This is a genomic window from Mycobacterium sp. SMC-8 (genome assembly GCF_025263565.1).
Classification (GTDB): domain Bacteria; phylum Actinomycetota; class Actinomycetes; order Mycobacteriales; family Mycobacteriaceae; genus Mycobacterium.
In genome coordinates, this window is the sequence record NZ_CP079865.1 from 2,134,203 (window position 1) to 2,156,839 (window position 22,637).

The 22,637-nt window shown below is 68.3% G+C and carries 22 protein-coding genes; 11 read left to right on the top strand and 11 right to left on the bottom strand.

Features of this window, described 5'->3' with window-relative positions:
• The first annotated feature begins 94 nt into the window (after positions 1 to 94).
• The 4 genes from dnaK to KXD97_RS10370 are packed head-to-tail and all read left to right on the top strand — an operon-like array spanning position 95 to position 4,202.
• Positions 95 to 1,975, top strand: coding sequence for a molecular chaperone DnaK (gene dnaK, locus KXD97_RS10355; protein ID WP_260756648.1), 1,881 nt, complete (start codon positions 95 to 97; stop codon positions 1,973 to 1,975).
• The gene (grpE, locus tag KXD97_RS10360; RefSeq protein WP_260756649.1) at positions 1,972 to 2,601 is read left to right on the top strand and encodes a nucleotide exchange factor GrpE; all 630 of its coding nucleotides are present in this window, start codon (positions 1,972 to 1,974) and stop codon (positions 2,599 to 2,601) included. Before dnaK ends, grpE begins: the two co-directional genes overlap by 4 nt.
• 45 nt (positions 2,602 to 2,646) lie before the next feature.
• Entirely contained in the window at positions 2,647 to 3,828 is a 1,182-nt protein-coding gene (dnaJ, locus tag KXD97_RS10365) for a molecular chaperone DnaJ (RefSeq protein WP_260756650.1), read from the top strand.
• On the top strand, positions 3,810 to 4,202 hold the full coding sequence (locus tag KXD97_RS10370; RefSeq protein WP_396884960.1) for a heat shock protein transcriptional repressor HspR: 393 nt from the start codon (positions 3,810 to 3,812) through the stop codon (positions 4,200 to 4,202). The genes dnaJ and KXD97_RS10370 overlap by 19 nt, the downstream gene beginning before the upstream one ends.
• Positions 4,203 to 4,318: 116 nt before the next feature.
• On the opposite strand, the gene KXD97_RS10375 is transcribed toward KXD97_RS10370, so the two are convergent.
• Genes KXD97_RS10375 through KXD97_RS10385 form a run of 3 tightly spaced genes read right to left on the bottom strand, consistent with a single transcriptional unit; the run spans position 4,319 to position 7,422 of the window.
• A complete protein-coding gene (locus KXD97_RS10375; protein WP_260756652.1) occupies positions 4,319 to 5,221 on the bottom strand; it encodes an aldose 1-epimerase in 903 nt (300 codons plus the stop codon).
• 24 nt (positions 5,222 to 5,245) lie between these two features.
• The gene (locus KXD97_RS10380) at positions 5,246 to 6,412 is read right to left on the bottom strand and encodes an FAD-binding oxidoreductase (RefSeq protein WP_260756653.1); all 1,167 of its coding nucleotides are present in this window, start codon (positions 6,410 to 6,412) and stop codon (positions 5,246 to 5,248) included.
• Positions 6,413 to 6,423: 11 nt separating this feature from the next.
• On the bottom strand, positions 6,424 to 7,422 hold the full coding sequence (locus tag KXD97_RS10385) for an ABC transporter permease (RefSeq protein ID WP_260756655.1): 999 nt from the start codon (positions 7,420 to 7,422) through the stop codon (positions 6,424 to 6,426).
• A gap of 97 nt (positions 7,423 to 7,519) precedes the next feature.
• Between KXD97_RS10385 and KXD97_RS10390 the strand changes: the two genes are divergently transcribed.
• Positions 7,520 to 8,155: a TetR family transcriptional regulator gene (locus tag KXD97_RS10390; RefSeq protein WP_260756657.1), complete on the top strand. Its 636-nt coding sequence runs from the start codon at positions 7,520 to 7,522 to the stop codon at positions 8,153 to 8,155.
• On the opposite strand, the gene KXD97_RS10395 is transcribed toward KXD97_RS10390, so the two are convergent.
• Complete coding sequence (locus tag KXD97_RS10395; RefSeq protein ID WP_260756658.1) at positions 8,144 to 8,821, bottom strand: GAP family protein; 678 nt, start codon at positions 8,819 to 8,821, stop codon at positions 8,144 to 8,146. The genes KXD97_RS10390 and KXD97_RS10395 overlap by 12 nt on opposite strands.
• Before the next feature lie 96 nt (positions 8,822 to 8,917).
• Here KXD97_RS10395 and KXD97_RS10400 point away from each other — a divergent pair, with 96 nt between their 5' ends.
• Positions 8,918 to 9,271, top strand: coding sequence for a VOC family protein (locus KXD97_RS10400; RefSeq protein WP_260756659.1), 354 nt, complete (start codon positions 8,918 to 8,920; stop codon positions 9,269 to 9,271).
• A 44-nt stretch (positions 9,272 to 9,315) separates the two neighbouring features.
• Here KXD97_RS10400 and KXD97_RS10405 read toward each other — a convergent pair whose 3' ends face one another.
• From KXD97_RS10405 to KXD97_RS10425, 5 genes are all read right to left on the bottom strand, one after another.
• Entirely contained in the window at positions 9,316 to 10,599 is a 1,284-nt protein-coding gene (locus KXD97_RS10405; RefSeq protein ID WP_260757908.1) for an LLM class flavin-dependent oxidoreductase, read from the bottom strand.
• A 27-nt stretch (positions 10,600 to 10,626) separates the two neighbouring features.
• Positions 10,627 to 11,952 (bottom strand): LLM class flavin-dependent oxidoreductase, encoded by a 1,326-nt coding sequence (locus KXD97_RS10410; RefSeq protein WP_260756661.1) that lies wholly within the window; start codon positions 11,950 to 11,952, stop codon positions 10,627 to 10,629.
• Entirely contained in the window at positions 11,949 to 12,275 is a 327-nt protein-coding gene (locus tag KXD97_RS10415; protein WP_260756663.1) for a hypothetical protein, read from the bottom strand. Before KXD97_RS10415 ends, KXD97_RS10410 begins: the two co-directional genes overlap by 4 nt.
• On the bottom strand, positions 12,272 to 13,780 hold the full coding sequence (locus KXD97_RS10420) for a sodium:solute symporter (RefSeq protein WP_260756664.1): 1,509 nt from the start codon (positions 13,778 to 13,780) through the stop codon (positions 12,272 to 12,274). The genes KXD97_RS10415 and KXD97_RS10420 overlap by 4 nt, the downstream gene beginning before the upstream one ends.
• A 214-nt stretch (positions 13,781 to 13,994) precedes the next feature.
• Positions 13,995 to 14,618 carry a hypothetical protein gene (locus KXD97_RS10425; protein WP_260756665.1) on the bottom strand — a complete coding sequence of 208 codons (624 nt, stop codon included), beginning with the start codon at positions 14,616 to 14,618 and terminating at the stop codon, positions 13,995 to 13,997.
• A gap of 185 nt (positions 14,619 to 14,803) precedes the next feature.
• On the opposite strand from KXD97_RS10425, the gene clpB reads away from it, so the two are divergent.
• The 5 genes from clpB to KXD97_RS10450 all read left to right on the top strand — a co-directional run bounded on the left by clpB (position 14,804) and on the right by KXD97_RS10450 (position 20,596).
• Positions 14,804 to 17,350 carry an ATP-dependent chaperone ClpB gene (gene clpB, locus KXD97_RS10430; RefSeq protein ID WP_260756667.1) on the top strand — a complete coding sequence of 849 codons (2,547 nt, stop codon included), beginning with the start codon at positions 14,804 to 14,806 and terminating at the stop codon, positions 17,348 to 17,350.
• Positions 17,351 to 17,485: 135 nt separating this feature from the next.
• Entirely contained in the window at positions 17,486 to 18,268 is a 783-nt protein-coding gene (gene ttfA, locus KXD97_RS10435; protein WP_260756668.1) for a trehalose monomycolate transport factor TtfA, read from the top strand.
• Between the two features lie 14 nt (positions 18,269 to 18,282).
• Entirely contained in the window at positions 18,283 to 19,059 is a 777-nt protein-coding gene (locus KXD97_RS10440; RefSeq protein ID WP_260756669.1) for an SDR family oxidoreductase, read from the top strand.
• Positions 19,060 to 19,065: 6 nt separating this feature from the next.
• Positions 19,066 to 19,959 (top strand): hypothetical protein, encoded by an 894-nt coding sequence (locus KXD97_RS10445; RefSeq protein WP_260756670.1) that lies wholly within the window; start codon positions 19,066 to 19,068, stop codon positions 19,957 to 19,959.
• Positions 19,952 to 20,596 (top strand): TrmH family RNA methyltransferase, encoded by a 645-nt coding sequence (locus KXD97_RS10450; protein WP_260756671.1) that lies wholly within the window; start codon positions 19,952 to 19,954, stop codon positions 20,594 to 20,596. The genes KXD97_RS10445 and KXD97_RS10450 overlap by 8 nt, the downstream gene beginning before the upstream one ends.
• Here the strand turns inward: KXD97_RS10450 and KXD97_RS10455 are convergent.
• Both KXD97_RS10455 and KXD97_RS10460 read right to left on the bottom strand, forming a co-directional pair.
• Positions 20,489 to 22,096, bottom strand: coding sequence for an MFS transporter (locus KXD97_RS10455; protein WP_260756673.1), 1,608 nt, complete (start codon positions 22,094 to 22,096; stop codon positions 20,489 to 20,491). The genes KXD97_RS10450 and KXD97_RS10455 overlap by 108 nt on opposite strands.
• Complete coding sequence (locus tag KXD97_RS10460; protein ID WP_260756674.1) at positions 22,093 to 22,632, bottom strand: TetR/AcrR family transcriptional regulator; 540 nt, start codon at positions 22,630 to 22,632, stop codon at positions 22,093 to 22,095. Before KXD97_RS10460 ends, KXD97_RS10455 begins: the two co-directional genes overlap by 4 nt.
• Positions 22,633 to 22,637 lie beyond the last annotated feature (5 nt).

Sequence of the window (22,637 nt, forward strand, 5' to 3'; positions counted from 1 at the left end):
ACTCAAGTCTGGGTTGACAGAGACGTGTCGAAAAGAGCAGTCTTGAGTCCGGTGCACTCAGTCCGATGAAACGTCTACTCAGGAGGCAGCAACTATGGCTCGTGCGGTCGGTATCGACCTCGGGACCACCAACTCCGTCGTCGCAGTTCTGGAGGGTGGCGATCCGGTCGTCGTCGCCAACTCCGAGGGCTCCCGCACCACACCGTCGGTCGTCGCGTTCGCGCGTAACGGCGAGGTGCTGGTCGGTCAGCCCGCCAAGAACCAGGCCGTCACCAACGTCGATCGGACCATCCGTTCGGTCAAGCGCCACATCGGCACCGACTGGACGGTCGAGATCGACGACAAGAAGTACACGCCGCAGGAGATCAGCGCACGCACGCTGATGAAGCTCAAGCGTGACGCCGAGAGCTACCTCGGTGAGGACATCACCGACGCGGTGATCACCGTCCCCGCATACTTCAACGACGCCCAGCGTCAGGCCACCAAGGAAGCCGGTCAGATCGCCGGCCTCAACGTCCTGCGCATCGTCAACGAGCCGACCGCCGCCGCGCTGGCCTACGGCCTCGACAAGGGTGAGAAAGAGCAGACCATCCTGGTGTTCGACCTCGGTGGCGGCACGTTCGACGTGTCTCTGCTGGAGATCGGCGAGGGTGTCGTCGAGGTGCGCGCCACCTCCGGTGACAACCACCTCGGTGGCGACGACTGGGACGACCGGATCGTCGAGTGGCTCGTCGACAAGTTCAAGGCCTCGGCCGGCATCGACCTGACCAAGGACAAGATGGCGATGCAGCGGCTGCGCGAAGCCGCCGAGAAGGCCAAGATCGAACTGTCGAGCTCGCAGAGCACGTCGATCAACCTGCCCTACATCACCGTCGACGCCGACAAGAACCCGCTGTTCCTCGACGAGCAGCTGACGCGCGCCGAATTCCAGCGCATCACCCAGGATCTCCTGGACCGCACCCGCAAGCCATTCCAGCAGGTGATCAAGGACGCCGGCATCGCCGTGGGCGACATCGACCACGTCGTGCTCGTCGGCGGGTCCACCCGGATGCCCGCGGTCTCCGATCTGGTCAAGGAGATGACCGGCGGCAAGGAGCCGAACAAGGGCGTCAACCCGGACGAGGTCGTCGCCGTCGGCGCCGCGCTGCAGGCCGGTGTGCTCAAGGGTGAGGTGAAAGACGTTCTGCTGCTTGACGTCACCCCGCTGTCGCTCGGTATCGAGACCAAGGGTGGCGTGATGACCAAGCTCATCGAACGCAACACCACGATCCCGACGAAGCGCTCGGAGACCTTCACCACGGCTGACGACAACCAGCCGTCGGTGCAGATCCAGGTGTTCCAGGGCGAGCGCGAGATCGCCGCGCACAACAAGCTGCTCGGCTCCTTCGAGCTGACCGGCATCCCGCCGGCCCCGCGCGGTGTCCCGCAGATCGAGGTCACCTTCGACATCGACGCCAACGGCATCGTGCACGTCACCGCCAAGGACAAGGGCACCGGCAAGGAGAACACGATCAAGATCCAGGAAGGCTCCGGCCTGTCCAAGGAGGAGATCGACCGGATGATCAAGGACGCCGAGGCGCACGCCGACGAGGACCGCAAGCGCCGCGAAGAGGCCGACGTCCGCAACCAGGCCGAGTCGCTGGTCTACCAGACGGAGAAGTTCGTCTCTGAACAGCGTTCCGCCGAGGGCGGGTCCAAGGTTCCCGAGGACACGCTGTCCAAGGTCGACGCCGCGATCGCCGACGCCAAGACCGCACTTGCCGGCACCGACATCGGCGCCATCAAGTCGGCCATGGAGAAGCTCGGTGAGGAGAGCCAGGCCCTCGGCCAGGCGATCTACGAAGCCACCCAGGCCGAGCAGCCCGCGGGCGGCGCGCCCGGTGGCGAGTCCGCCGGTGGATCGGGCTCCAGCGACGACGTGGTCGACGCCGAGGTGGTGGAGGACGACAGCTCGAACGGCGGCGAGCGCAAGTGAGCGATCCAGTCGACAGAGAAGAACCCATCACGGTCACCGACAAACGGCGCATCGACCCGCAGACCGGGCAGGTGCGCGAGACTCCGGCAGCCGGGCCGGCCCCCAGTGGGCCGGCGCCGGCGGGGTCGGCCGGTGAGTCGGCGGTCGAAGCCGAGGAAGCCGGCAAGGCGGCAGAGCTGCTCGCCGACCTGCAACGGGTACAGGCCGACTTCACCAACTACCGCAAGCGTTCGCTGCGCGACCAGCAGATGATCGCCGACCGGGCCAAGGCCACGGTGATCAGCCAGTTGCTGCCCATCCTCGACGACCTCGACCGGGCACGCAGCCACGGAGACCTGGAGTCCGGGCCGCTACGGGCCGTCGCGGACAAGCTGGTCTCCACGCTCGAGGGGCTGGGCCTGACCGGCTTCGGCGAAGAGGGTGAGGAGTTCGATCCCGCGCTGCACGAGGCCGTGCAGCACGAGGGCGAGGGCACTCATCCGGTGGTCGGCAACGTGATGCGGCGCGGCTACAAAGTCGGCGAACAGGTCGTCCGCCACGCGATGGTGGGCGTCGTCGACACCGTTCCCGACGCGTCCGAGGCCGAGAATGCCGACGCCGCGCCGGAACAACCCTCACAATCGTGAGAATCGACCAGCAACCGTGACAAGAAGGTAAGGAGGTGACGCACCATGGCCCAACGCGAGTGGGTTGAGAAGGACTTCTACAAAGTGCTCGGCGTCGCTTCCGATGCCGACGAGAAGGAGATCAAGCGGGCCGCCCGCAAGATCCTCGCGGAGAACCACCCCGACCGGAATCCGGGCAACACCGAAGCCGAGGAGCGCTACAAGACTGCCTCCGAAGCCAAAGAGGTGCTCACCGATCCCGCGAAACGCAAGGAGTACGACGAGACCCGCCGGCTGTTCGCAGGCGGCGGGTTCGGTCGCGGCCGCTTCAGTGGCGGCGGGGGGTTCGGCGGCTTCGGTGGCAGCGACGGCACGGAGTTCAACCTCAACGATCTGTTCGACGCCGCCGGCCAGGCCGGCGGCGCCAACATCGGGGATCTCTTCGGTGGGCTGTTCGGCCGTGGCGCCCAGCAGCCGCGGCCGTCGCGGCCCCGCCGCGGTAACGACCTGGAGACCGAGACCTCGCTCAGTTTCCTGGAGGCCACCAAGGGTGTGGCGATGCCGTTGCGGCTCACCAGCCCGGCCCCGTGCACGAACTGCCATGGCAGCGGCGCACGTCCGGGAACCAGCCCGAAGGTGTGCCCGAACTGCAACGGGGCCGGCGTCGTCAGCCGCAACCAGGGCGCGTTCGGATTCTCCGAGCCATGCACCGAATGCCGGGGCAGCGGCTCGATCATCGAGAACCCGTGCGACGAATGCCGGGGCACCGGGGTGACCACCCGCACGCGCACCATCAACGTGCGGATCCCGCCGGGCGTGGAGGACGGGCAGCGGATCAGGCTGGCCGGCCAGGGCGAGGCCGGGTTGCGCGGGGCGCCGTCGGGCGACCTCTACGTGACCGTCCACGTCAAGCCGGACAAGGTCTTCGGCCGCAACGGCGACGACCTGACGGTCACCGTCCCGGTCAGTTTCCACGAACTCGCGTTGGGGACAACGCTTTCGGTTCCGACTCTGGAGGGCAAGGTGGGTGTCCGGGTGCCGAAGGGCACCTCCGACGGCCGCATCCTGCGGGTCCGCGGCCGGGGCGTCCCGAAGCGTTCCGGGGGCCACGGCGACCTGCTGGTCACCGTGAAGGTCGCTGTGCCGCCGAACCTCGAAGGCGAGGCCGCAGAGGCACTGGAGGCGTACGCGAAAGCTGAACGCGCCAGCGGTTTCGACCCGCGGGCGGGATGGGCCGGTGCGCTGTGAGCGCCGGCCGGTCCAGCCGTAACGAGGAGGCCAGGACCTTCCTGATCTCGGTGGCCGCCGAGCTGGCCGGTATGCACGCGCAGACACTGCGTACCTACGACCGGCTCGGTTTGGTCAGCCCGCAGCGCAGTTCCGGTGGCGGACGGCGTTATTCGCAACGTGACGTGGAGCTGCTGCGCGAGGTGCAGCGGCTGTCACAGGACGAAGGGGTCAATCTCGCCGGGATCAAACGCATCATCGAGCTGACCAATCAGGTCGAGGCGCTTCAGGCCCGGGTGCGAGAGCTCAGCGAGGAAGTGGAGCACCTGCGGGCCCAGCCGCGCGCCAAGAGCACCGCGCTGGTGGTGTGGCAGCCGCGCAACAAGCGCTCGTAGTCCGGGGCTCTCGCGCCGCACCCCGAACCGCCGAAATCGCATTCCACGCGGCCTTTTTCGCGATGTGCCCGCAGGGAATGCGATTTCGGCCTTTTGGAAGTCAGGGCACCTTGGGGTCAGGCGACCTTGATCCGGAACCGGGCCACCGCGGACTCGCCGGGCCGCACCTCGCGGTAACCGCCCTTGCGCAGTGCGTCGGTGGGGGCCGCCATCGGCTCGAAGCACACCACGTCGTCGTTGCCCGGGGCGAAGACCTGTGCGGCGGTGAACCCTTCGTCGAAATGCACCTCGATCCGCCGCCCGCCGCCGGACAGCGCGAACATCGACCCGGGTGCGACCTCGTCGTAGCCGTCGTCGATCACCGTGTCGCCCAGCGTCTCGGAGTGGGCCGGCCGGTCCTCCATGAGCCCCGTCGGGATGCCCCACGCGTTGACCGGGCGGTACCGCATAGGCGGTGTCTCGATCTGCCACTGCGCACGCGGCACGTCGGGCAGTTGTAGGTAGGGATGGAAGCCGAAGCACAGCGGCACCCGGGACCCGGTCGTCGCTGTGACCGTGGTGGTGACGGTGAGTGTGCGGTCGCGCAGTGTCATGTCCAGGGTGAGCAGGTGCGGGAACGGGAAGCTGGCCAGCAGGCCGGGCCGCGCCGCGAAATCCAGTTCGGCGCTCAGCTGCGACTCCAGCATCGTGGTGACGGTCCAGTCGTCATAGGCGGCCAGGATGCCGTGGATCGGGACCCCGTGCTCGTCGGTGCGCACGCCCCCGGTGCCCGGGGTCAGCGTCACCACCGCGCCGTCCACCCCGTAACCGTTGCTGCTGAGGCGGTTGGCCCACGGGTAGAGGATCGGGATCCCCATGGTCTTGTGGTTCGACACGTAGGCGTACAGACCGCGGCGCTGGCCGAGCAGCTCGACCCCGTCGTCGGACAGCGAGGTGCCGACCATGCCGGCGCCCGGAGCGTAGGTCGCGGTCAGCGGGGACGACGGATCACGCAGCGTGACGGTTTCGAACGCGTCCATGGCTGCGATCCTGCCATGCGTTGTTCAGCCCGCCAGCGGGTCGTGCTGGATCCGTTCGGCGGGGGCACCTTTGGCGATCAGGGCCGCCTTGGTGGCCCGCACCATCTCCGGCCGTCCGCAGAGCAGGATCTGCCGGTCGCCCCAGTTGCCGTACCGCGTCACGACCTCGGGCAGCAGACCGGTCTGGCGCACATGCAGTCCGCGGGGCGGGGTTGGGTCGGGGAAGTGCGCCGCCCACGGCGGGTCGAAGTTCAGCTCCGAAACCGGTGTGACCGACAGCCACGGATTGGTCGACGCGATCTCCCACAGCGTGCGCAGGTCGTAGAGCTCGCACGGGTACTTGGCGCCGAAGAACAGGTGCACCCGCGGGTTCTCACCGAACCGGGTCAGGTCCATGATCAACGTCCGCAGCGGCGCCAGGCCGGTGCTGCCGGCGACCATGAGCACATCCCCCGCGGCCCGGTCGATCTCCATCGCGCCGTGCGGATTGGCAACCCGCCAGCGGTCACCGGGCCGGGTCTCTCCGACGACGGCGGTGCTGACCATGCCTCCGGCGACCGAGCGGACGTGGAACTCGAGGTAGCCCTGCGGGTCGGCCGGGATCGCCGGGCTCAGGTAGCGCCACCGGCGCGGCCACTGCGGCACCTGCACGGGCACGTACTGACCGGGGTGGTAGGCCAGCGCATGGTCCATCTTGAGCCGGACGACCGAGACGTCGCGGGTGGGCCGGAGGTGTTCGAGCACGGTGCCGTCGCAGAACGGGGGGCTGGTCTCGGCGTCGGCCGCACCGCTCATCACCCCGACGACGAGCTGAACGACGTCGTCGACGGCTTCGGCGAGCCGACGGTCCCACTGCTCCACCAGCGCCTTGCGCAGCGTGTCCAGCAGCGCTTGCTGCATAGTCGCGTAATGCGCCTGTGTGACACCGTACTTGCGGTGGTCGCGGCCGAGCTGGGCCAGGAACGCGACGGGCTCCTCGGCGCGCTGGGCGATGAGCTCGTCGCACAGCCAGCACATGGCTTGCGCGAAGACCTGGCGTTGCTTCTCCATGTCCGGGGGGAACAGGTCGCGCGCGGACAGGTCCGCGGCGAACCATCGGGTATAGAAGTCGGCGATCAGCGACTCGGAGCCGCGGTCGAAGTCGAACGCCTCCCGCAGGATGCGCATCGATTCGCGGTCTTCGAGTCCCACGCCGCACGATCCTAAGTCACGTCGGCGCCTGCGGTCCTGTCGCGAACGGCGGCGACCGCCACCAGCGCTGCGCCGGCCAGTGCCCAGCAGGTCAGCACGATGACGGCGGTTGTGGCGCCGGCGCCGCCGAAGCTCGCCGTCGACCGCAACAGCGTCGCGGTCGCGCCTTGCGGAAGCAGCTGGCCGAACTGGCCCCAGCCGGCGGGCAGCATCTCCGGGGCGCCGGCCAGACCCGACAACGGGTTGCCCACCAGCAGCGCGAGCAGGGCACCGGCGGCCAGGCCCGCTCTGCCGAACAGCGAGCCGAGGCCGAAGATGAACAGCAGCGTCGCGGCCACCCCGAGCGTGAGCCCGGCGGCCACACCCCAGAAGTTCGCGTCGATCGAACCGAGGACGAATCGCAGCAGCGCGGCGATGGTGACTCCGGCGACGGCAGAGAACACCACGGCGGCGGCGAAGCCGGTCCAGATCTCGCGCCGCAGCGCCAGCACCAGCGCGATGGCGGGCAGAATCCCAGCCAGCGTGATCGGCAGCGCCGACGCGGCCAGACCCGCGCCGCGGGGATCCCGGGCGGTGGGAGGGGCGAGGTCTTCGGTGCGCACCGGTGTGCCGGTCTGCCGTCCCAGCTCAGCGCCCAGCTGGGTCAGCAACTGCGCGACCGCCGGGCTGCCGCCGCTGGCGATCAACAGCGCGGGTTGCTCACCGGGTCGTGACGGGAGCACGAACCCGCCGTAGACGTCCCGGTTCCGGATCGCGTCGCGAAGCGCGGCCTCACCAGGGTAGTAGGTCACCGCGAAGGCGCCCGGCATCTTCTCGTCGAGCATGGTGGCGATCCGGCCGCCGGCGGCTTCCGGTCCGGCCGCACCGATCGGCACGTCGTGCGGGCCTGACCGGGCCGCGGGCAGAGCGAAGGCGAGAGCCACCACCGCGAGCAGCGCGGTGATGGCGACGACGATGCCGCCGGCACGGACGGCGGCCGACGGTTCGGTGTGTGAGCGCGTCGACGTCATGACGGTCTCTTTTCATCAGTCGTTGAAATGCTGGTGAGAAGAGCGTAAGCCTGATCCGGCCGTAATTCAACGATGATTGAAATGGTAGCGTCGGTGCATGCCGCGACCAGCCGGAACAACGAGGCGCCGGGGCCGTCGTCAGGGCGAGCCGGTGTCCAGGGACGCGGTGCTGGCGGCGGCGAAGCTACGCTTCGCACGCGACGGTTACGAGAGGACCACGCTGCGCGCGATCGCCGACGACGCCCGGGTGGATCCGTCGATGGTGCTGTATCTGTTCGGTTCCAAGGAGCAGCTGTTCCGCGAGGCGCTGCGCCTGATCATCGACCCCGCGGTACTGGTCGCGGCGCTCGCCGGTTCGGATGGGGACGACGCCGACATCGGGACCAGGATGGTGCGGACCTATCTGGGGATCTGGGAAGCGCCCGAGAGCGCCGAGTCCATGCGCGCCATGCTCGCGTCGGCCACGTCCAATTCCGATGCGCACGAGGCTTTCCGCACCTTCATGCAGAACTACGTGCTGACCGCGGTGTCCGGGGAGCTCGGCGGCGGTGACCAGGCCAGGCTGCGGGCGATGCTCGCGGCGAGCAGCCTGGTAGGGACCGCGCTGCTGCGGTACGTGATGAGGGTGGCGCCGCTGTCCGAACTGCCGGCCGAGGATGTGGTCAGGCTGCTGGCCCCGACCGTGACGCGGTATCTGACCGCCGATGCCGAGGAGCTGGGCCTACCCGGTTAGGGCGTGAACGCCCTTGTACAGCAACAGAAGACCGATCACGACGAGGATCGCAGCCACCAGAACCGCGTGCTGGCGCTCCATCCACGCGTTGACCCGGTTCAGCGTCGGCTCGAGGCGCCCCCCGGAGATCGCGTAGCCGAGAGTGGGAATCGCGACGGTCATGCCCGCGATCGCGACGAACCAGATCTCGGCGCCCCACACGGCCGGCGATTCCAGTCCCGCCGATCCGATCGCCAAACCCGCTGCGACACAGATGAAGAACACCTTGGGGTTGAGCACGGTCAGCGCCGCCGCCATGCCGAACGCTTGAGGTGGAGTCAGGCCGCTCATGCGCGTCATCCATCCGGGCATGTGCTCGGACTGCTTACGCGTGGCCCAGCGGTAGGCGCCGAAGACGATCAATCCGACGCCGATGACGATGCGCAGCCACGACGCCCAGTTCGGCGGCTTGGTGCCGATCCCGCCGACCAGATCGGACAACTGCAGGAAGATCCCGGTCAGCACGGCCAGGCCGACCAGCCAGCCGATGCAGAACGCCACCCCCGCCGCGCGGGGCCGCGGACTCCGCAGCACCAGGACCGCGGGAATGATCGACAGCGGGGAGAGCGCGATGACAAGGGCGAGTGGAATGAGCTCCGTCAGAATTGGTCCCCAGCTACCCGGCACCGGAAAAACCTAGCAAGGTCCGGACGCGGCTGCGGCCGGAGCGGTGAGATCGGCGGTGGTCCGGAGTCGGTATCCGTGAGAAGAAAGGAGAGCCGCATGTCTATCGCCCACGTACTGGCGGTCGTCCATGTCCGCGACATCGCGATGAGCAGGCAGTGGTACGCATCCCTGTTCGGCCGCGGGGAGGACAACAACCCGATGCCGACCCTGGTCGAATGGCAGGTGCTGCCGGGGGCGTGGGTGCAGGTGTTCCACGACCCGGACAGAGCCGGAACAGACGAGCTCAACGTCGCGGTGGACGATCTGGAGAACCACATCGCCGAGCTGACGCAGCGCGGTCTACACCCCGGCGACATCGTCGACGCGAGTAAAGGGGTGCGGCTGAGCCGCTTCCCGGACCCCGACGGGAACATCATCGGCCTCATCGGGGGATTCCGCGTCGACTACTGATCTGCCGCGTCCCCGGTCGTCATTGCGAGCGGCCCGTAGGCCACCTAGTCGTTGCGGATGTTCGCGCGTAGCGTCCGCCCCGGGTAGCGGGTGCGGTAGCGCCCGCGGCGGACAAGCTCCGGCACGACCAGATCGACGAACTCTTCGAAACACCCAGGGGTGTACGTGGCCAGCAGCATGAAGCCGTCGGCGCCACCGTCGTCGATGAACACTTCCAGCTGATCTGCCACCGACTCCGGCGTGCCGATCACCTGCGGCATCGAAAAGCGGAACGCGTAGATGTCGGCGGCCTCGGCAACGGTCACCCGCTGGCCCGCGCCCGTCGCGACCAACGCGTCCTTGACACCCTGGATTCCGGGAACCGCGACCTCGTCGAGTGGGGTGAGCGGATCGAAGGTCGAGAAGTCCACACCCAGTTGACCGGACAGCATCGCCAGCGACGCCTCCGGCCGCAGCAGCGACCGCAGATGCGCGGCCTTCTCGGACGCCTCGGCGTCGGTCGCGCCGACGATGACCTGCGCGCCGTAGTACAGCTTGACCGCGTCCGGATCACGCCCGGCAGCGGCGACGCGCCCGCGGATGTCGTCGGAGTAGGCCCGCATCGAGGACGCCGTCGGCTGGATCGCGAAGATCGCCTCGGCGGTGGACGCGGCAAACTGTCGGCCCGGCTCGCTGGCTCCCGCCTGCCACAACACCGGTCGGCCCTGCGGCGAAGGAGCGACGAAATGTCGTGCGCGGCACTGGAAGTGCTTACCCCCGAAGACGACCTCGCGGATCTTCTCGGGGTGCGCGTAGATGCCGGTAGCCCGGTCGGCGACCACCGCGTCGGGCTGCCACGAATCCCACAACTGACAGCACAGGTCCACATACTCGGCGATGCGCTCGTAGCGGATCGAGCGGTCCGGCATCTCCTGTCCGTAGGCCGCGAACTCCGACGGCGAGTACGACCCGACGATGTTCCACGCGATCCGCCCGCCCGAGAGGTGGTCGAGCGTGGACAGCCGGCGGGCCATCGAGTAGGGATGCTCGAACGCGGTCGACAACGTGATGCCCACTCCGAGATTCGTTGTCGCGCCGGTGATTATCGGCGCCAGTGCCGCCGGCTCATGCGTCGGGGCCTGCACCGCGTACCGCACAGTGGCGTCCGAGCTGTTCTCGAAGGAGTTGTACGGGGCCAGTTCGTCGGCCAGGAACACCGCGTCGAACAGCCCTCGCTCCAGCGTCTTGGCCAGATGTTCCCAGTACGGTGGCGACGCGTAGTCCCAGCCGACCTTGTCCTGCGGGTGGCGCCACATGCCGACTGAGTGACTGCTCACCCCGTGCTGCATGAAGGCGAGAAAATGCGCCTTGCGCAATCAATACTCCTGGAGGCTTTCGCGCAGTGTGGTTCCGGGGTAGCGGGTGCGGAAGCGTCCGCGTCGTTGCAGTTCGGGGACCAGTAGTTCGGTCATGTCGTTGAAGCAGCCCGGCGTGTCGGTGGCCAGCATCATGAAGCCGTTGCAGCCGCCGTCGTCGAGGTACTGCTCCATCTGGTCGGCCACATCGGCCGGCGTGCCGACCGCGACCGGTGCGCCCATGGACACGCCGTAGATCTGGGCGGCCTCGCGCACGGTGACCGGGGCGCCGTCCTTGGCTTCGAGGATGGCGTCGAACAGGCCCCGGATGCCTTGGACGTCGGCGTCGACGACGTTGTCGTCCAGGCCGAGGGTGGAGAAGTCGAACCCGGTGTGCCCGGACAGGATTCCCAGTGCGCTTTCGATCTGGACGTTTTCGACGAACTCGGCGTAGCGGTCGTTGGCGCGGGATTTGTCGCGGTCGATGACGGTTTGCAGGCCGTAGATCAGTTTCACCGACTCCGGGTCGCGGCCGTGGTTGTCGGCGCGGGTGCGGATGTCGTCGGCGTAGGCGCGCATGCTTTTGGGTGTCGGGAAGATGCCGAACACCGACTCGGCGTGCTTGGAGGCGAATTCCCGTCCCTGGTCCGAGGATCCGGCCTGCCACAGCACGGGCCGCTTCTGCGGGGACGGGGCCACGAAGTGGCGACCTTTGGACTGGAAGAACTCGCCCTGGAAGTCGACCTCGCGGACCTTGGCGGGGTCGGCGAAGATCCCGTTCTCGCGGTCGTAGACGATCGCGTCGTCGTCCCAGGAGTCCCACAGCTGATAGAGCAGCTGCATGTACTCCTCGACCACCTCGTAGCGTTTGTCGCGCGGGGTGAGGTTCTGCTTGCCCATCGCCTGGAACTCGCTCTTGGAGTACGAGGTGACGATGTTCCAGCCCACCCGGCCGCCGGTGAGGTGGTCCAGCGTGGACAGCTGGCGGGCCATCATGTACGGCGGCACAAAGGAAGTCGACAACGTGATGCCGATGCCCAGGTGCTTGGTGAACGCCCCGACGATCGGCACCACGCTGGCCGGTTCGTGCACGGGGCACTGGCCGGCGAACTTCACCACCGGATCGGAGTTGCCCTTATAGGTGGTGTACGGGGCCAGCTCGTCGGCGATGAACATCGCGTCGAACAAGCCGCGTTCCATCGTGCGGCCCAGGTCGCGCCAATACTCCGGCCGCGACCAGTGATAGCCCACCTTGTCACGCGGGTGCGCCCACATCGTCGATGCGTGGTTCATCACACCGTGCTGAACGAACCCGAGCAGATGAGCTTTCTTGACGTTCTCGGTCACGGTTGAACTCTCCGGTCGATGATGAAGGCGGTGGCCACGGCCGCGGCGGAGCCGATGGCCAGAACTGCTGGGAGATACCAGAAGACGGGGCTGACACCGAGCAGCACGATTACCGCCGTCGAGGCGGCCACCGCGCCGAGCGCCTTCCAGGCAAAGGTGCCGTGGTCCTCTTCCAGCCCGGCGGTGTCGATCTCGGCGGCCACGCCTAGCTCGGCCGAGGCCAGTACATCGCGGCGCACCCTGAAGAACGCCTGCACGGCCAGCGCCACGTACACCACGCCGACGGCGACGCCGATGACGACGGCGATCCAGAACGCGCTCATCGGACCGGATCCGGTTCCGTCGTCGGGGCAGCGGTCGGCACGTCGCGCTCGGTGAGCGCCTCGCCGCGCCGCGTGAGCGCCTCGTAGTCGAATCTCTGCTGGGACAACAGGCTTATGCCGACGGCAGCCACGAGTGAAATGACCTCCAGGGTGATGATTCCGGGCAGTTCGCCGACGAACTCACGGACGGGGTAGCCGACGGCGATGGCCAGCACGAGGCTGGTGACGAACGCCGTTGAGGTCATGCGCTTCCAGAAGATCGCCAGCCCCAGCGGGATGATCAGCGAGGCCTTGAGGAAGTACACGGTGTTGACCAGATCCACGTAGTCGATGCCGGAGCTGACCACGATGCCGCCGATCACGCCGGCGACGAGGATCGAGGCTTTGGTGTAGCGGAACAATGACTTCGGCGCGATGTCCGGCTTCGCCCGCTTGAGGATGTCGACCGCGACCACCGAGGACAACGCCGAGAACGCCCCGTCGATCGACGAGTAGCAGGCGTTGAGGATGATCAGGACATAGAGGGCGATCAGCACGATCGGCAGACCGAGGTGGCTGATCACGTACGGCCCGATGCCGCCGGGGCCGGCGGCTCCCAGATCCTGCAGCGTCACGCCGAACCCGAGGCCGACCAGGCCGAGCAGGCCGAGCACGATCGGGATCGGGTAAAACCACATGCCGGCCCAGACGAAGGTGCGACCGGCCGACGCGGGCTTTAGCGCCCACGCCTTCTGCCAGAACGTCTGGTCGGCCATCGTCGACGCGAGTAGGCCCAGCGCGAGCGAGATGCCGAAGGCGGCCGCGGCGGAGCCGTCGAGAGCATTGAGCGTGTCGGCCCCTGCCTCGTCGACCTTTTGGAACACCAGCTCGGGCCCGCCGACTTTCTGCAGCACGTACAGCACCACGATCGCCGCGGGCACGGTGATGAGCAGTGTGTTGAACGTCGCCGTGATCGCCGAGGTCCACAGGCCGCCGAAATAGGAGTACACAGTGACCGTCGCCAGCGTCACGATGAGCACCACGGTGGGGTTGAGGCCGAAGATCACGCCCATCACCAACACCACGCCGAACAGGTTGATGAAGATTTCGGCGAGCAGCCCGAGCAGCATCGCCACCAGCATCACCGTCGTGGCGGGTTTGTTCTGGAAGCGTTCGCGGATGAACTCCACGATCGTGTAGCCGGCCGGCATCTGGCGCCGCAGCCGCAGCGCGAACGGCACCATCACCATCACCGCCAGGCCGTTGGGCACCACGAACCAGATCAGGCCGGAGGTACCGAAGCTGAAGGCCTGCGCCGACGACATCATCACCGCCATCGACCAGGTCCACACCGCGATCACCGAGCCGACGCCGAAGCCGAAACCGATACGGCGGTCGGCGATCACGAAATCGTGGGTGTTCCTCACCATCGAGCGGACGGTGAAGGCGACGACGAACATGAAGGCGCCCAGGCCCAGCATCAGGGCGAAGCCGATGCCTGGCGACAGGTCGGACGGATGGAACACGGAGACACTCCTCGGCGCGGTGACATCACCCCAGCAAGGCTGGGCGCAGCGCGTGGGCTGCCGGCCCGGCCAGTGGGTGAGTTGACGGAGCCCGCGACTGGCGAACTCCCGCCACGGTGTGGTGGCTGCGTCAGCATCCGCGTGATGCTTGCTTGAGAAAAGAGTTGGGCTCAGCCTGAGCGGAATTGACGCGGCAGTGGCAGGCCGGGGAGCTTCAGGTGCCCTCGAATTCGTTCTGCCCGAGATTGTCGACGAACCGCGGGCCGAGCAGGTTCAGCTCGCGGCGGTAGTCCGCCGCCCACGTGCCGAACGGGTGATGCGCCAGGTACTCGTTGCGGAACCGGTCGTCCTCGGACACCTCGGTGGTGCAGAACGACGGGATCGCCAGGTCGACCACCGGGCCGTTGCGCTCCACCTCGGCGAGCAGCAGGGGAGCGTTGCCGCCGAGGAACCGGTCGAGGACCCAGCCGTCCTCGCCGAGCCAGACCGACGACCTGACCTTGAGCACGACGTGCTCGGCCCGGGACACGATCTGCCCGGCGACCAACGGATCGAGATCTCGCTCGGCCTCGTAACGGGTGCCGCCGGCCGCAGGGCCTTTGGCCGTCATGGTGCCGATCGCGTCGTCGCCCAGTCTCGTCACCAGGTCCCCGGGAGTTCCACTCAGGTCGGCGGGCGCTGGTCCCTGCAGCCGCACCCGCACCGCGTAGCCGTCGGAAGCGAACAGATAGGCCTGGGCGATCAGGACGGGAGTCGGATCGGAGGCGGCCACAGCGGGCATGTCGCGGACGAAGAACTTCCGTTCGAACTCGAAATCACCGGAGCCGGAGTCGGACATAGGGCGACGCTAACCCGCTGCGGAGCCGGGCACCGGGCACGGCACTCGTGTCCGCCGCCGAAAATCTGGTAAAACTAATCAGACTTGAGCGGAACACACTCAACCTTGACGGCGTTGGAGTGGAAGACAAGCATTTCAGGGGCCTGCTGTGCAGTCCTGACATACATATAGGAAAGGGAGGTGTCGTGGACTCGTTCAACCCGACGACCAAGACCCAGGCGGTCCTGACCTCGGCGCTGCAGGCGGCCACCGCCGCGGGGAACCCGCAGATCACGCCCGCGCACCTGCTGATGGCTCTGCTGACGCAGAATGACGGAATCGCCGCACCACTTCTCGAGGCCGTCGGCGTCGAACCCGCGACCGTCCGCGCCGAGACGCAACGGCTGCTCGACCGGTTGCCCAGTGTCACCGGTTCGAGCTCGCAGCCGCAGCTGGCGCCTCAGTCGATCGCGGCGATCACCGCCGCGACCAACCTCGCCACCGAGATGGACGACGAGTACGTCTCCACCGAGCACCTGCTCGTCGGTCTGGCCAGCAACGACACCGATGTTGCGAAACTCCTGACCGGCCACGGCGCGTCCCCGCAGGCGTTGCGGGAGGCGTTCGTCAAGGTGCGCGGCAGTGCCCGCGTCACCAGCCCCGATCCCGAGGGCACCTATCAGGCGCTGGAGAAGTACTCCACCGACCTGACCGCCCGCGCGCGGGAAGGCAAGCTCGATCCGGTCATCGGCCGCGACACCGAGATCCGGCGCGTCGTGCAGGTGCTGAGCCGGCGTACCAAGAACAACCCGGTGCTCATCGGCGAACCCGGCGTCGGCAAGACCGCGATCGTGGAGGGCCTGGCCCAGCGCATCGTCGCCGGCGACGTGCCGGAAAGCCTGCGCGACAAGACCGTCGTGTCGCTCGACCTGGGCTCGATGGTGGCCGGCGCCAAGTACCGCGGTGAGTTCGAGGAACGGCTGAAGGCCGTCCTGGACGACATCAAGAACTCGGCGGGTCAGATCATCACGTTCATCGACGAGTTGCACACCATCGTCGGCGCCGGCGCGACCGGTGAATCGGCGATGGACGCCGGCAACATGATCAAGCCGATGCTGGCCCGCGGTGAGCTGCGGCTGGTCGGCGCGACCACGCTCGATGAGTACCGCAAGTACATCGAGAAGGACGCCGCGCTGGAACGCCGATTCCAGCAGGTGCTGGTCGGCGAACCGTCGGTCGAGGACACCGTCGGCATCCTTCGTGGCCTCAAGGAGCGCTACGAGGTGCACCACGGCGTGCGGATCACCGACTCGGCACTGGTCTCCGCGGCCACGCTGAGCGACCGCTACATCACCGCCCGGTTCCTTCCGGACAAGGCCATCGACCTGGTCGACGAGGCCGCCTCCCGGCTGCGCATGGAGATCGACTCGCGTCCCGTCGAGATCGACGAGGTCGAGCGGCTGGTCCGTCGCCTCGAGATCGAGGAGATGGCGCTGGAGAAGGAATCAGATGCTGCGTCGCGCGACCGTTTGGAGAAGCTGCGCTCCGAACTGGCCGATCAGAAGGAGAAGCTCTCCGAGCTGACCAGCAGGTGGCAGAACGAGAAGAACGCCATCGATGTCGTCCGCGAGCTCAAGGAACAGCTGGAGGACCTGCGCGGTGCGGCCGACCGGGCCGAACGCGACGGCGATCTGGCCAAGGCCGCCGAGCTGCGGTACGGCCGCATCCCCGAGGTCGAGAAGAAACTCGACGCCGCCGTTCCGCAAGCCGAGGCGCGCGAGAACGTGATGCTCAAGGAGGAGGTCGGCCCCGACGACATTGCCGATGTGGTGTCGGCCTGGACCGGCATCCCGGCCGGCCGGATGCTCGAAGGCGAAACGGCCAAGCTGCTGCGCATGGAGGACGAGCTGGGTAAGCGCGTCGTCGGCCAGAAAGCCGCGGTGCAGGCGGTGTCGGACGCGGTGCGGCGCAGCCGAGCCGGTGTCGCCGACCCGAACCGGCCGACGGGCTCATTCATGTTCCTCGGCCCGACCGGTGTCGGCAAGACCGAGCTAGCCAAGGCGCTGGCGGAGTTCCTGTTCGACGATGAGCGCGCGATGGTCCGCATCGACATGAGCGAGTATGGCGAGAAGCACTCGGTGGCCCGCCTGGTCGGAGCACCTCCCGGCTACGTCGGCTATGACCAGGGCGGTCAGCTGACCGAGGCGGTGCGGCGGCGTCCGTACACGGTGATCCTGTTCGACGAGATCGAGAAGGCCCACCCGGACGTGTTCGACGTGCTGTTGCAGGTGCTCGACGAGGGCAGGCTGACCGACGGCCAGGGCCGCACGGTGGACTTCCGCAACACCATCCTGATCCTGACGTCCAACCTGGGCGCCGGGGGCTCCGAGGAACAGGTGATGGCGGCGGTGCGCTCGGCGTTCAAGCCGGAGTTCATCAACCGGCTCGACGACGTGATCGTCTTCGACGGCCTGGAGCCCGGCGAGCTGGTGTCGATCGTCGACATCCAGCTGCAGCAGCTCGCCAAGCGGTTGGCGCAGCGCAGGCTGACCCTCGAGGTGTCCCTACCGGCCAAGCAGTGGCTCGCCCAGCGCGGGTTCGACCCGCTGTACGGTGCGCGCCCGCTGCGCAGGCTGATCCAGCAGGCGATCGGTGACCAGCTGGCGAAGATGCTGCTCGCGGGCGACGTGCACGACGGCGACGTGGTGCCGGTCAATGTGAGCCCGGACGGCGACAAGCTGGTGCTGGGCTGACCCTCGCCGAAATCGCGTTCCACGCGCTGAATTCGCTACTTGACGCGCGTGGAATGCGATTTCGCGGGAAGGGTGACCGGGTTGTGACCCATTCGGATTCGGAGAGCGCCGTGTCGAGCGGATACTCTTGACGCAATGGTTCCGCTTTGGTTCACGCTGTCCGCACTCTGTTTCGTGGGTGCGGCAGTTCTGCTGTACGTCGACCAGGACCGACGCCGCGGGCTCGGTCGTCGGCGTAAGTCGTGGGCGAAGTCGCACGGTTTCGACTACGAACACGAGTCGACCGACATCCTCAAGCGCTGGAAGCGTGGGGTCATGTCCACCGTCGGCGACGTGACGGCCCGTAACGTGGTGCTCGGGCAGATCCGCGGCGAGGCGGTGTTCATCTTCGATCTCGACGACGTCGCTACCGTGATCGCTCTGCACCGCAAGGTCGGCACCAACGTCGTCGTCGACATGCGTCTCAAGGGCGTCAAGGAGCCCCGCGAGAGCGACATCTGGCTGCTGGGGGCGATCGGTCCGCGCATGGTCTACTCCACGAATCTCGACGCGGCCCGCCGCGCCTGTGACCGCCGCATGGTGACGTTCGCCCACACCGCCCCGGATTGCGCGGAGATCATGTGGAACGAGCAGAACTGGACGCTGATCAGCATGCCGGTCACCAGTACCCGCGCCCAGTGGGACGAGGGGCTGCGCACGGTCCGGCAGTTCAACGACCTGCTGCGGGTGCTGCCGCCGGTCCCGTCCGCGGCCACCGGTCAGCCTGTCGCGCGCCGCACCGGCTCGCCGAGCCGCCCGCTCACCCCCGCCCCGGCGGGGCCGCCGCGGCCCGAGGCCGGTCGGCCCGATCCGCAGCGCCGCACACCGCCACCGCCGCCGCCGCGTAATGGGCGGCAGTCGCCGAACTATCAGCGATAAGTATCCTCTGGGGCATGCCACGCCCCGTCGCTCTGATCACCGGACCGACGTCCGGGCTCGGTGAGGGTTTCGCGCGCCGCTACGCCGCCGACGGCTATGACCTCGTGCTCGTCGCCCGCGACGCCGAGCGGCTGGAACGCCTCGGCGCCGAGCTGCGCGACGAGGCAGGCGCGCACGTCGAGGTGCTGCGCGCCGATCTGGCCGACGCCGCCGACCGCGCCGCCGTCGCCGACCGCCTGCGGGCCGGGGTCGACGTCCTGGTCAACAACGCCGGCTTCGGCACCTCCGGGGAATTCTGGACCGCCGACTACCAGATGCTGCAGGCCCAGCTCGACGTCAATGTCACCGCCGTCATGCAGCTCACCCATGCCGCGCTGCCGTCGATGCTGGCGGCCGGCTCGGGCACCGTGCTCAACGTGGCGTCCGTGGCCGGTCTGCTGCCCGGCCGCGGTTCGACCTATTCGGCGTCCAAGGCGTGGGTGGTGTCATTCTCCGAGGGGCTGGCCAACGGTCTCGGCGGCACCGGGGTGGGCGTGCACGCGGTGTGCCCGGGATTCGTGCACACCGAGTTCCATCAGCGCGCCGGCATCGACATGGCGGGCACCTCGTCGTTGCTGTGGCTGGAGGTCGACGACGTGGTGCGCGAGACGATGGCCGACGTCGCCAAGGGCAAGGTGGTGATCATCCCGGGCCTCCAGTACAAGGCGCTGACGGCCGGTAGCCGGGTCGTTCCGCGAAACCTGGTGCGCGCGTTGACGAAAGTGGTGGGCAAGGGCCGTGGGCGGACCTGAGAACCGGTGCGGGTAATCACGGTGCTGGCGGCGATCCTGCTTGCCGTCACGTCATGCTCCGCGCCGCAGGCCCGTGACGATGTCTTCTCCGCGGCCACCGCGACGATCGGCGAATCGCTGGCCATCCTGGGATGGAACATGTCGGTGGCCAACCTGCGCTTCGACGCCGAGAACGTGCTCGTCGACGTCGACGCGTCCCCGGCGCGGGAAGGTGAACCGCACGCCGCGCCCGAGGACCTCCGGTTCGGTCTCTATGGCGCGCTGGCCCACCCCCTGGAGGCGAACGCGATCGGCGGCTGTGACGACGTGACCAGCCTCGACATCCGACCGCTGACGGCGCCGACCCCGGACCGGCTGACCGGGACGGTCTGCCTCGGCCCGCTGCGCGACCAGTCCCAGGTGCGCGGCGTATACGTGTATTCGCCGCGCGACCGCATGCCCGGCACCACCGTCGCCTACCCCGCCGCGTTCCCGGTCGGGCTGCCGCCGACCACCGGAAGCGACACCGGCCTGTCGTTGAAGACCACCAGCGTCGACGCGTTCCGCGCCGACGGCGCCATGCTGGCTCCGTCGGCGTTGGGGGATCCGGCGGCGTTCCAGGGTGACGGCTACATGCTGCTCGGCCTGCAGATCAGCGGTCTGGCAGCGCGCTACCGCGACGACTCCGCCGAGCGGGGCGGTCCGATGATGGTGGTCACCGCACCGACGCTGCCCGGCAAGGGGCTAAGTCACGCCTGCGGAGTGTACGGGTCGTCGGTGCTGGTGCTGCCCGACGCATCGCGCGACAGCGTGCAGGTGGGTGTGTCGCTGTGCACGCAGGGGGAGATCAACGCGGCGCTGCTGTACGCCACTGTGTCGCTGATCGGCACGAGCGCGGCGCTGTGGACCACCGATGACTGACCAGCCCGGTCCAACCGAATGGGGCCAGGGTCCCGGGGTGGGACCCTGGCAGGGGCCACTCCCGGACGACCCGCGCTTCGACCCTGAACTGCTGCGCACCGGTGACACCCGCAATGTCGTTGACGCATACCGCTATTGGACCCGGGAAGCGATCATCGCCGATATCGATCGGCGCCGGCACCCGCTGCACATCGCGATCGAGAACTTCGGCAACGACGCGAACATCGGCTCGGTGGTGCGGACCGCGAACGCGTTCGCGGTGGACACCGTGCACATCGTCGGCCGCCGCCGCTGGAATCGGCGCGGCGCCATGGTGACCGACCGGTACCAGCGACTGCGCCACCACGACACCACCGCCGACCTCCTCGACTTCGCGGCTGCGGCCGGGCTGGCCGTGGTCGCCGTCGACAACGTCCAGGGTGCGGCCCGCATCGAGGACGTGACACTGCCCCGGGACTGCCTGCTCATCTTCGGGCAGGAAGGACCGGGTATCACCGAGGACGCGAAAGACGGTGCTCCGCTGACGGTTTCAATCGCCCAGTTCGGATCCACGCGCAGTATCAACGCGGGGGTCGCCGCCGGGATCGCGATGCACGCCTGGATCCGTCAGCACGCCGACCTCAACCAGGCGTGGTGAGTCCCCCGGCCGGGGACGTAGCAGCCACCACACCGCGACCGCGGAGGTGAGCAGAAGAACGGCCCCGACCCCGGAAGCCACCGAAAGGCCCTGGGTGAACGATGCTTTCGCGGCGTCGAGCATCACCGCCTGCTGATCGGCGGGCAGCGCCTGGGCGGCGTGGATCGCGCTGGGCAGTGAGTCGCGGGCCTGCTCGGCGAGCCCGGGCGCAAGCTGTGGCGCGAACGCGACGGTGCGGTACACGGCGGTGACGATCGAGCCGAGCATCGCGATGCCCAGCGCCATGCCGAGTTCGTAGGCCGTCTCCGAGACCGCGGCCGCCGCGCCGGCCCGCTCCTTGGGGACGCTGGCCAGGATCACGTCGCTGGCGACGGTGAACGCCAGTCCGAGGCCGACGCCGACCACGAACAACGCGACACCCAGCGGCGGGTACGGCGCGATCGGGGTGAGGATGAGCAGCGTGCCCATCAGCGCGGCCATCGCCACGCCGACGAGGGCGAGTCCGGTGGTCAGCACGGCGCGGTGGGAGAAGTGGCGCACGGCCACGCCGGCAAGCACCCCGAACACCGTGGCCGTCACCGCGGCCGGGAGTTCGGCCAGGCCCGCCTTCAACGGGCCGTACCCGTGCACGAGTTGGAAATACTGGGACAGGAAGAACACCAGGCCGGACAGCCCGAGCACCGACAGCAGGTTCGCGGCCACCACGCCGGAAAACCGTGGGTTGCCGAACAGGCGCACGTCGATCAGCGGCGCCGGAAGCCGCAACTGACGACGGACGAACAGTATGAGCGCCGCGACGCCGGCCAGGCCGGCGATCACCACGTCGGCTCCGATGCCGTGCACCAGCCCGGTGAAGCCCTCCTTCAGCGCGTACACCACGCCGAGCATCCCGGCCATCGACAGCGCGACGCTGGGCAGATCCCACGGACCGGGGTCGGGGTTGCGGTGTTCGGGCAGCAGCAGCACGCCGCCAACGAGCAGGACCGCCATGACCGGGATGTTGATCAGAAATACCGATCCCCACCAGAAGTGCTCCAGCAGAACGCCGCCCACCACCGGTCCGAGCGCGGCGCCGGCCGAGAATGCCGACGCCCACACGCCGACGGCGATGCTGCGCTCGCGCTGATCGGGGAACAGGCCGCGGATCAACGCCAATGTGGCCGGTGTCAGGGTCGCGCCGGCCATCCCGAGCAGCGCTCGGGTGGCGATCAGCATCTGCGGCGACGAAGAGTACGCCGTGACGGCCGAGATGACCGCGAAAGCCGTTGCGCCGCAGAGCAGCAACTTCCGGTGTCCGATCCGGTCGCCGAGGCTGCCCATGCTGATGAGCAGCGCGGCGAGCACGAACGAGTAGATGTCACCGATCCACAGGATCTGGGTGCCGGTGGCGCCGAGGTCGGAGCTGATGAACGGGGTCGCCAGTGCGAGCACCGTGCCGTCGATGCCGATCAGCAGTACGGCCAGTGTCAGGACACCGAGAGCCGCCCAGCGGCGGGTCATGCGCTCACCCCGTGCAGAAGCAAGCCGATGACGAACCGGTCGAAGTCCCGGGCCGCGGCGCGGCCGGCGCGGATCGACCACGCGGTGCTGCCGATGAGGCCGTAGAACGCCTCGGTGAGCCACGCCGCGGTGAGTTCCGGCCGGAACTCGCCGGCGCGCTGCCCGCGCTCGAACAGTGCGGTGATCTCGCTGTCGACGTCGTGCCAGATGTCCAGGGTGGTGTCGACGTCGAGTTCCTGACTCTGGCTGTAGAGCAGCGCCAGATACGGCGAAACCGGTTCGCATGCCGCCACCAGCCTCCGCAGCGCGTCGGTGGCGGTGCCCTCGTGCAGCCGGGCCGTGTCAAGTGCCGCGCGCATTTCGGCGATCGCGAGCTCCTCCAGCGCGGTCATCAACGCGAGCCGGCCCGCGAAGTGGCGGTGCAGCGTCGCGCGGCTCACGCCGACGGCGGTGGCGATCTCGTCCTGGGTCGCGTTCGGCCGGCGGCCGAGGAAGTCGGCGGCGGCGCGGAGCAACTCGTCCCGGGTGGCAGGCATGCGAC

Excerpts from the sequence above, each read along its gene's own strand:
- dnaK (WP_260756648.1), top strand. The coding sequence starts at position 95 with ATGGCTCGTGCGGTCGGTATCGACCTCGGGACCACCAACTCCGTCGTC.
- dnaJ (WP_260756650.1), top strand. The coding sequence starts at position 2,647 with ATGGCCCAACGCGAGTGGGTTGAGAAGGACTTCTACAAAGTGCTCGGC.
- KXD97_RS10370 (WP_396884960.1), top strand. The coding sequence starts at position 3,810 with ATGGGCCGGTGCGCTGTGAGCGCCGGCCGGTCCAGCCGTAACGAGGAG.
- KXD97_RS10375 (WP_260756652.1), bottom strand. The coding sequence starts at position 5,221 with ATGGACGCGTTCGAAACCGTCACGCTGCGTGATCCGTCGTCCCCGCTG.
- KXD97_RS10385 (WP_260756655.1), bottom strand. The coding sequence starts at position 7,422 with ATGACGTCGACGCGCTCACACACCGAACCGTCGGCCGCCGTCCGTGCC.
- KXD97_RS10390 (WP_260756657.1), top strand. The coding sequence starts at position 7,520 with ATGCCGCGACCAGCCGGAACAACGAGGCGCCGGGGCCGTCGTCAGGGC.
- KXD97_RS10400 (WP_260756659.1), top strand. The coding sequence starts at position 8,918 with ATGTCTATCGCCCACGTACTGGCGGTCGTCCATGTCCGCGACATCGCG.
- KXD97_RS10405 (WP_260757908.1), bottom strand. The coding sequence starts at position 10,599 with ATGCAGCACGGGGTGAGCAGTCACTCAGTCGGCATGTGGCGCCACCCG.
- KXD97_RS10415 (WP_260756663.1), bottom strand. The coding sequence starts at position 12,275 with ATGAGCGCGTTCTGGATCGCCGTCGTCATCGGCGTCGCCGTCGGCGTG.
- KXD97_RS10425 (WP_260756665.1), bottom strand. The coding sequence starts at position 14,618 with ATGTCCGACTCCGGCTCCGGTGATTTCGAGTTCGAACGGAAGTTCTTC.
- ttfA (WP_260756668.1), top strand. The coding sequence starts at position 17,486 with ATGGTTCCGCTTTGGTTCACGCTGTCCGCACTCTGTTTCGTGGGTGCG.
- KXD97_RS10440 (WP_260756669.1), top strand. The coding sequence starts at position 18,283 with ATGCCACGCCCCGTCGCTCTGATCACCGGACCGACGTCCGGGCTCGGT.
- KXD97_RS10450 (WP_260756671.1), top strand. The coding sequence starts at position 19,952 with ATGACTGACCAGCCCGGTCCAACCGAATGGGGCCAGGGTCCCGGGGTG.
- KXD97_RS10455 (WP_260756673.1), bottom strand. The coding sequence starts at position 22,096 with ATGACCCGCCGCTGGGCGGCTCTCGGTGTCCTGACACTGGCCGTACTG.
- KXD97_RS10460 (WP_260756674.1), bottom strand. The coding sequence starts at position 22,632 with ATGCCTGCCACCCGGGACGAGTTGCTCCGCGCCGCCGCCGACTTCCTC.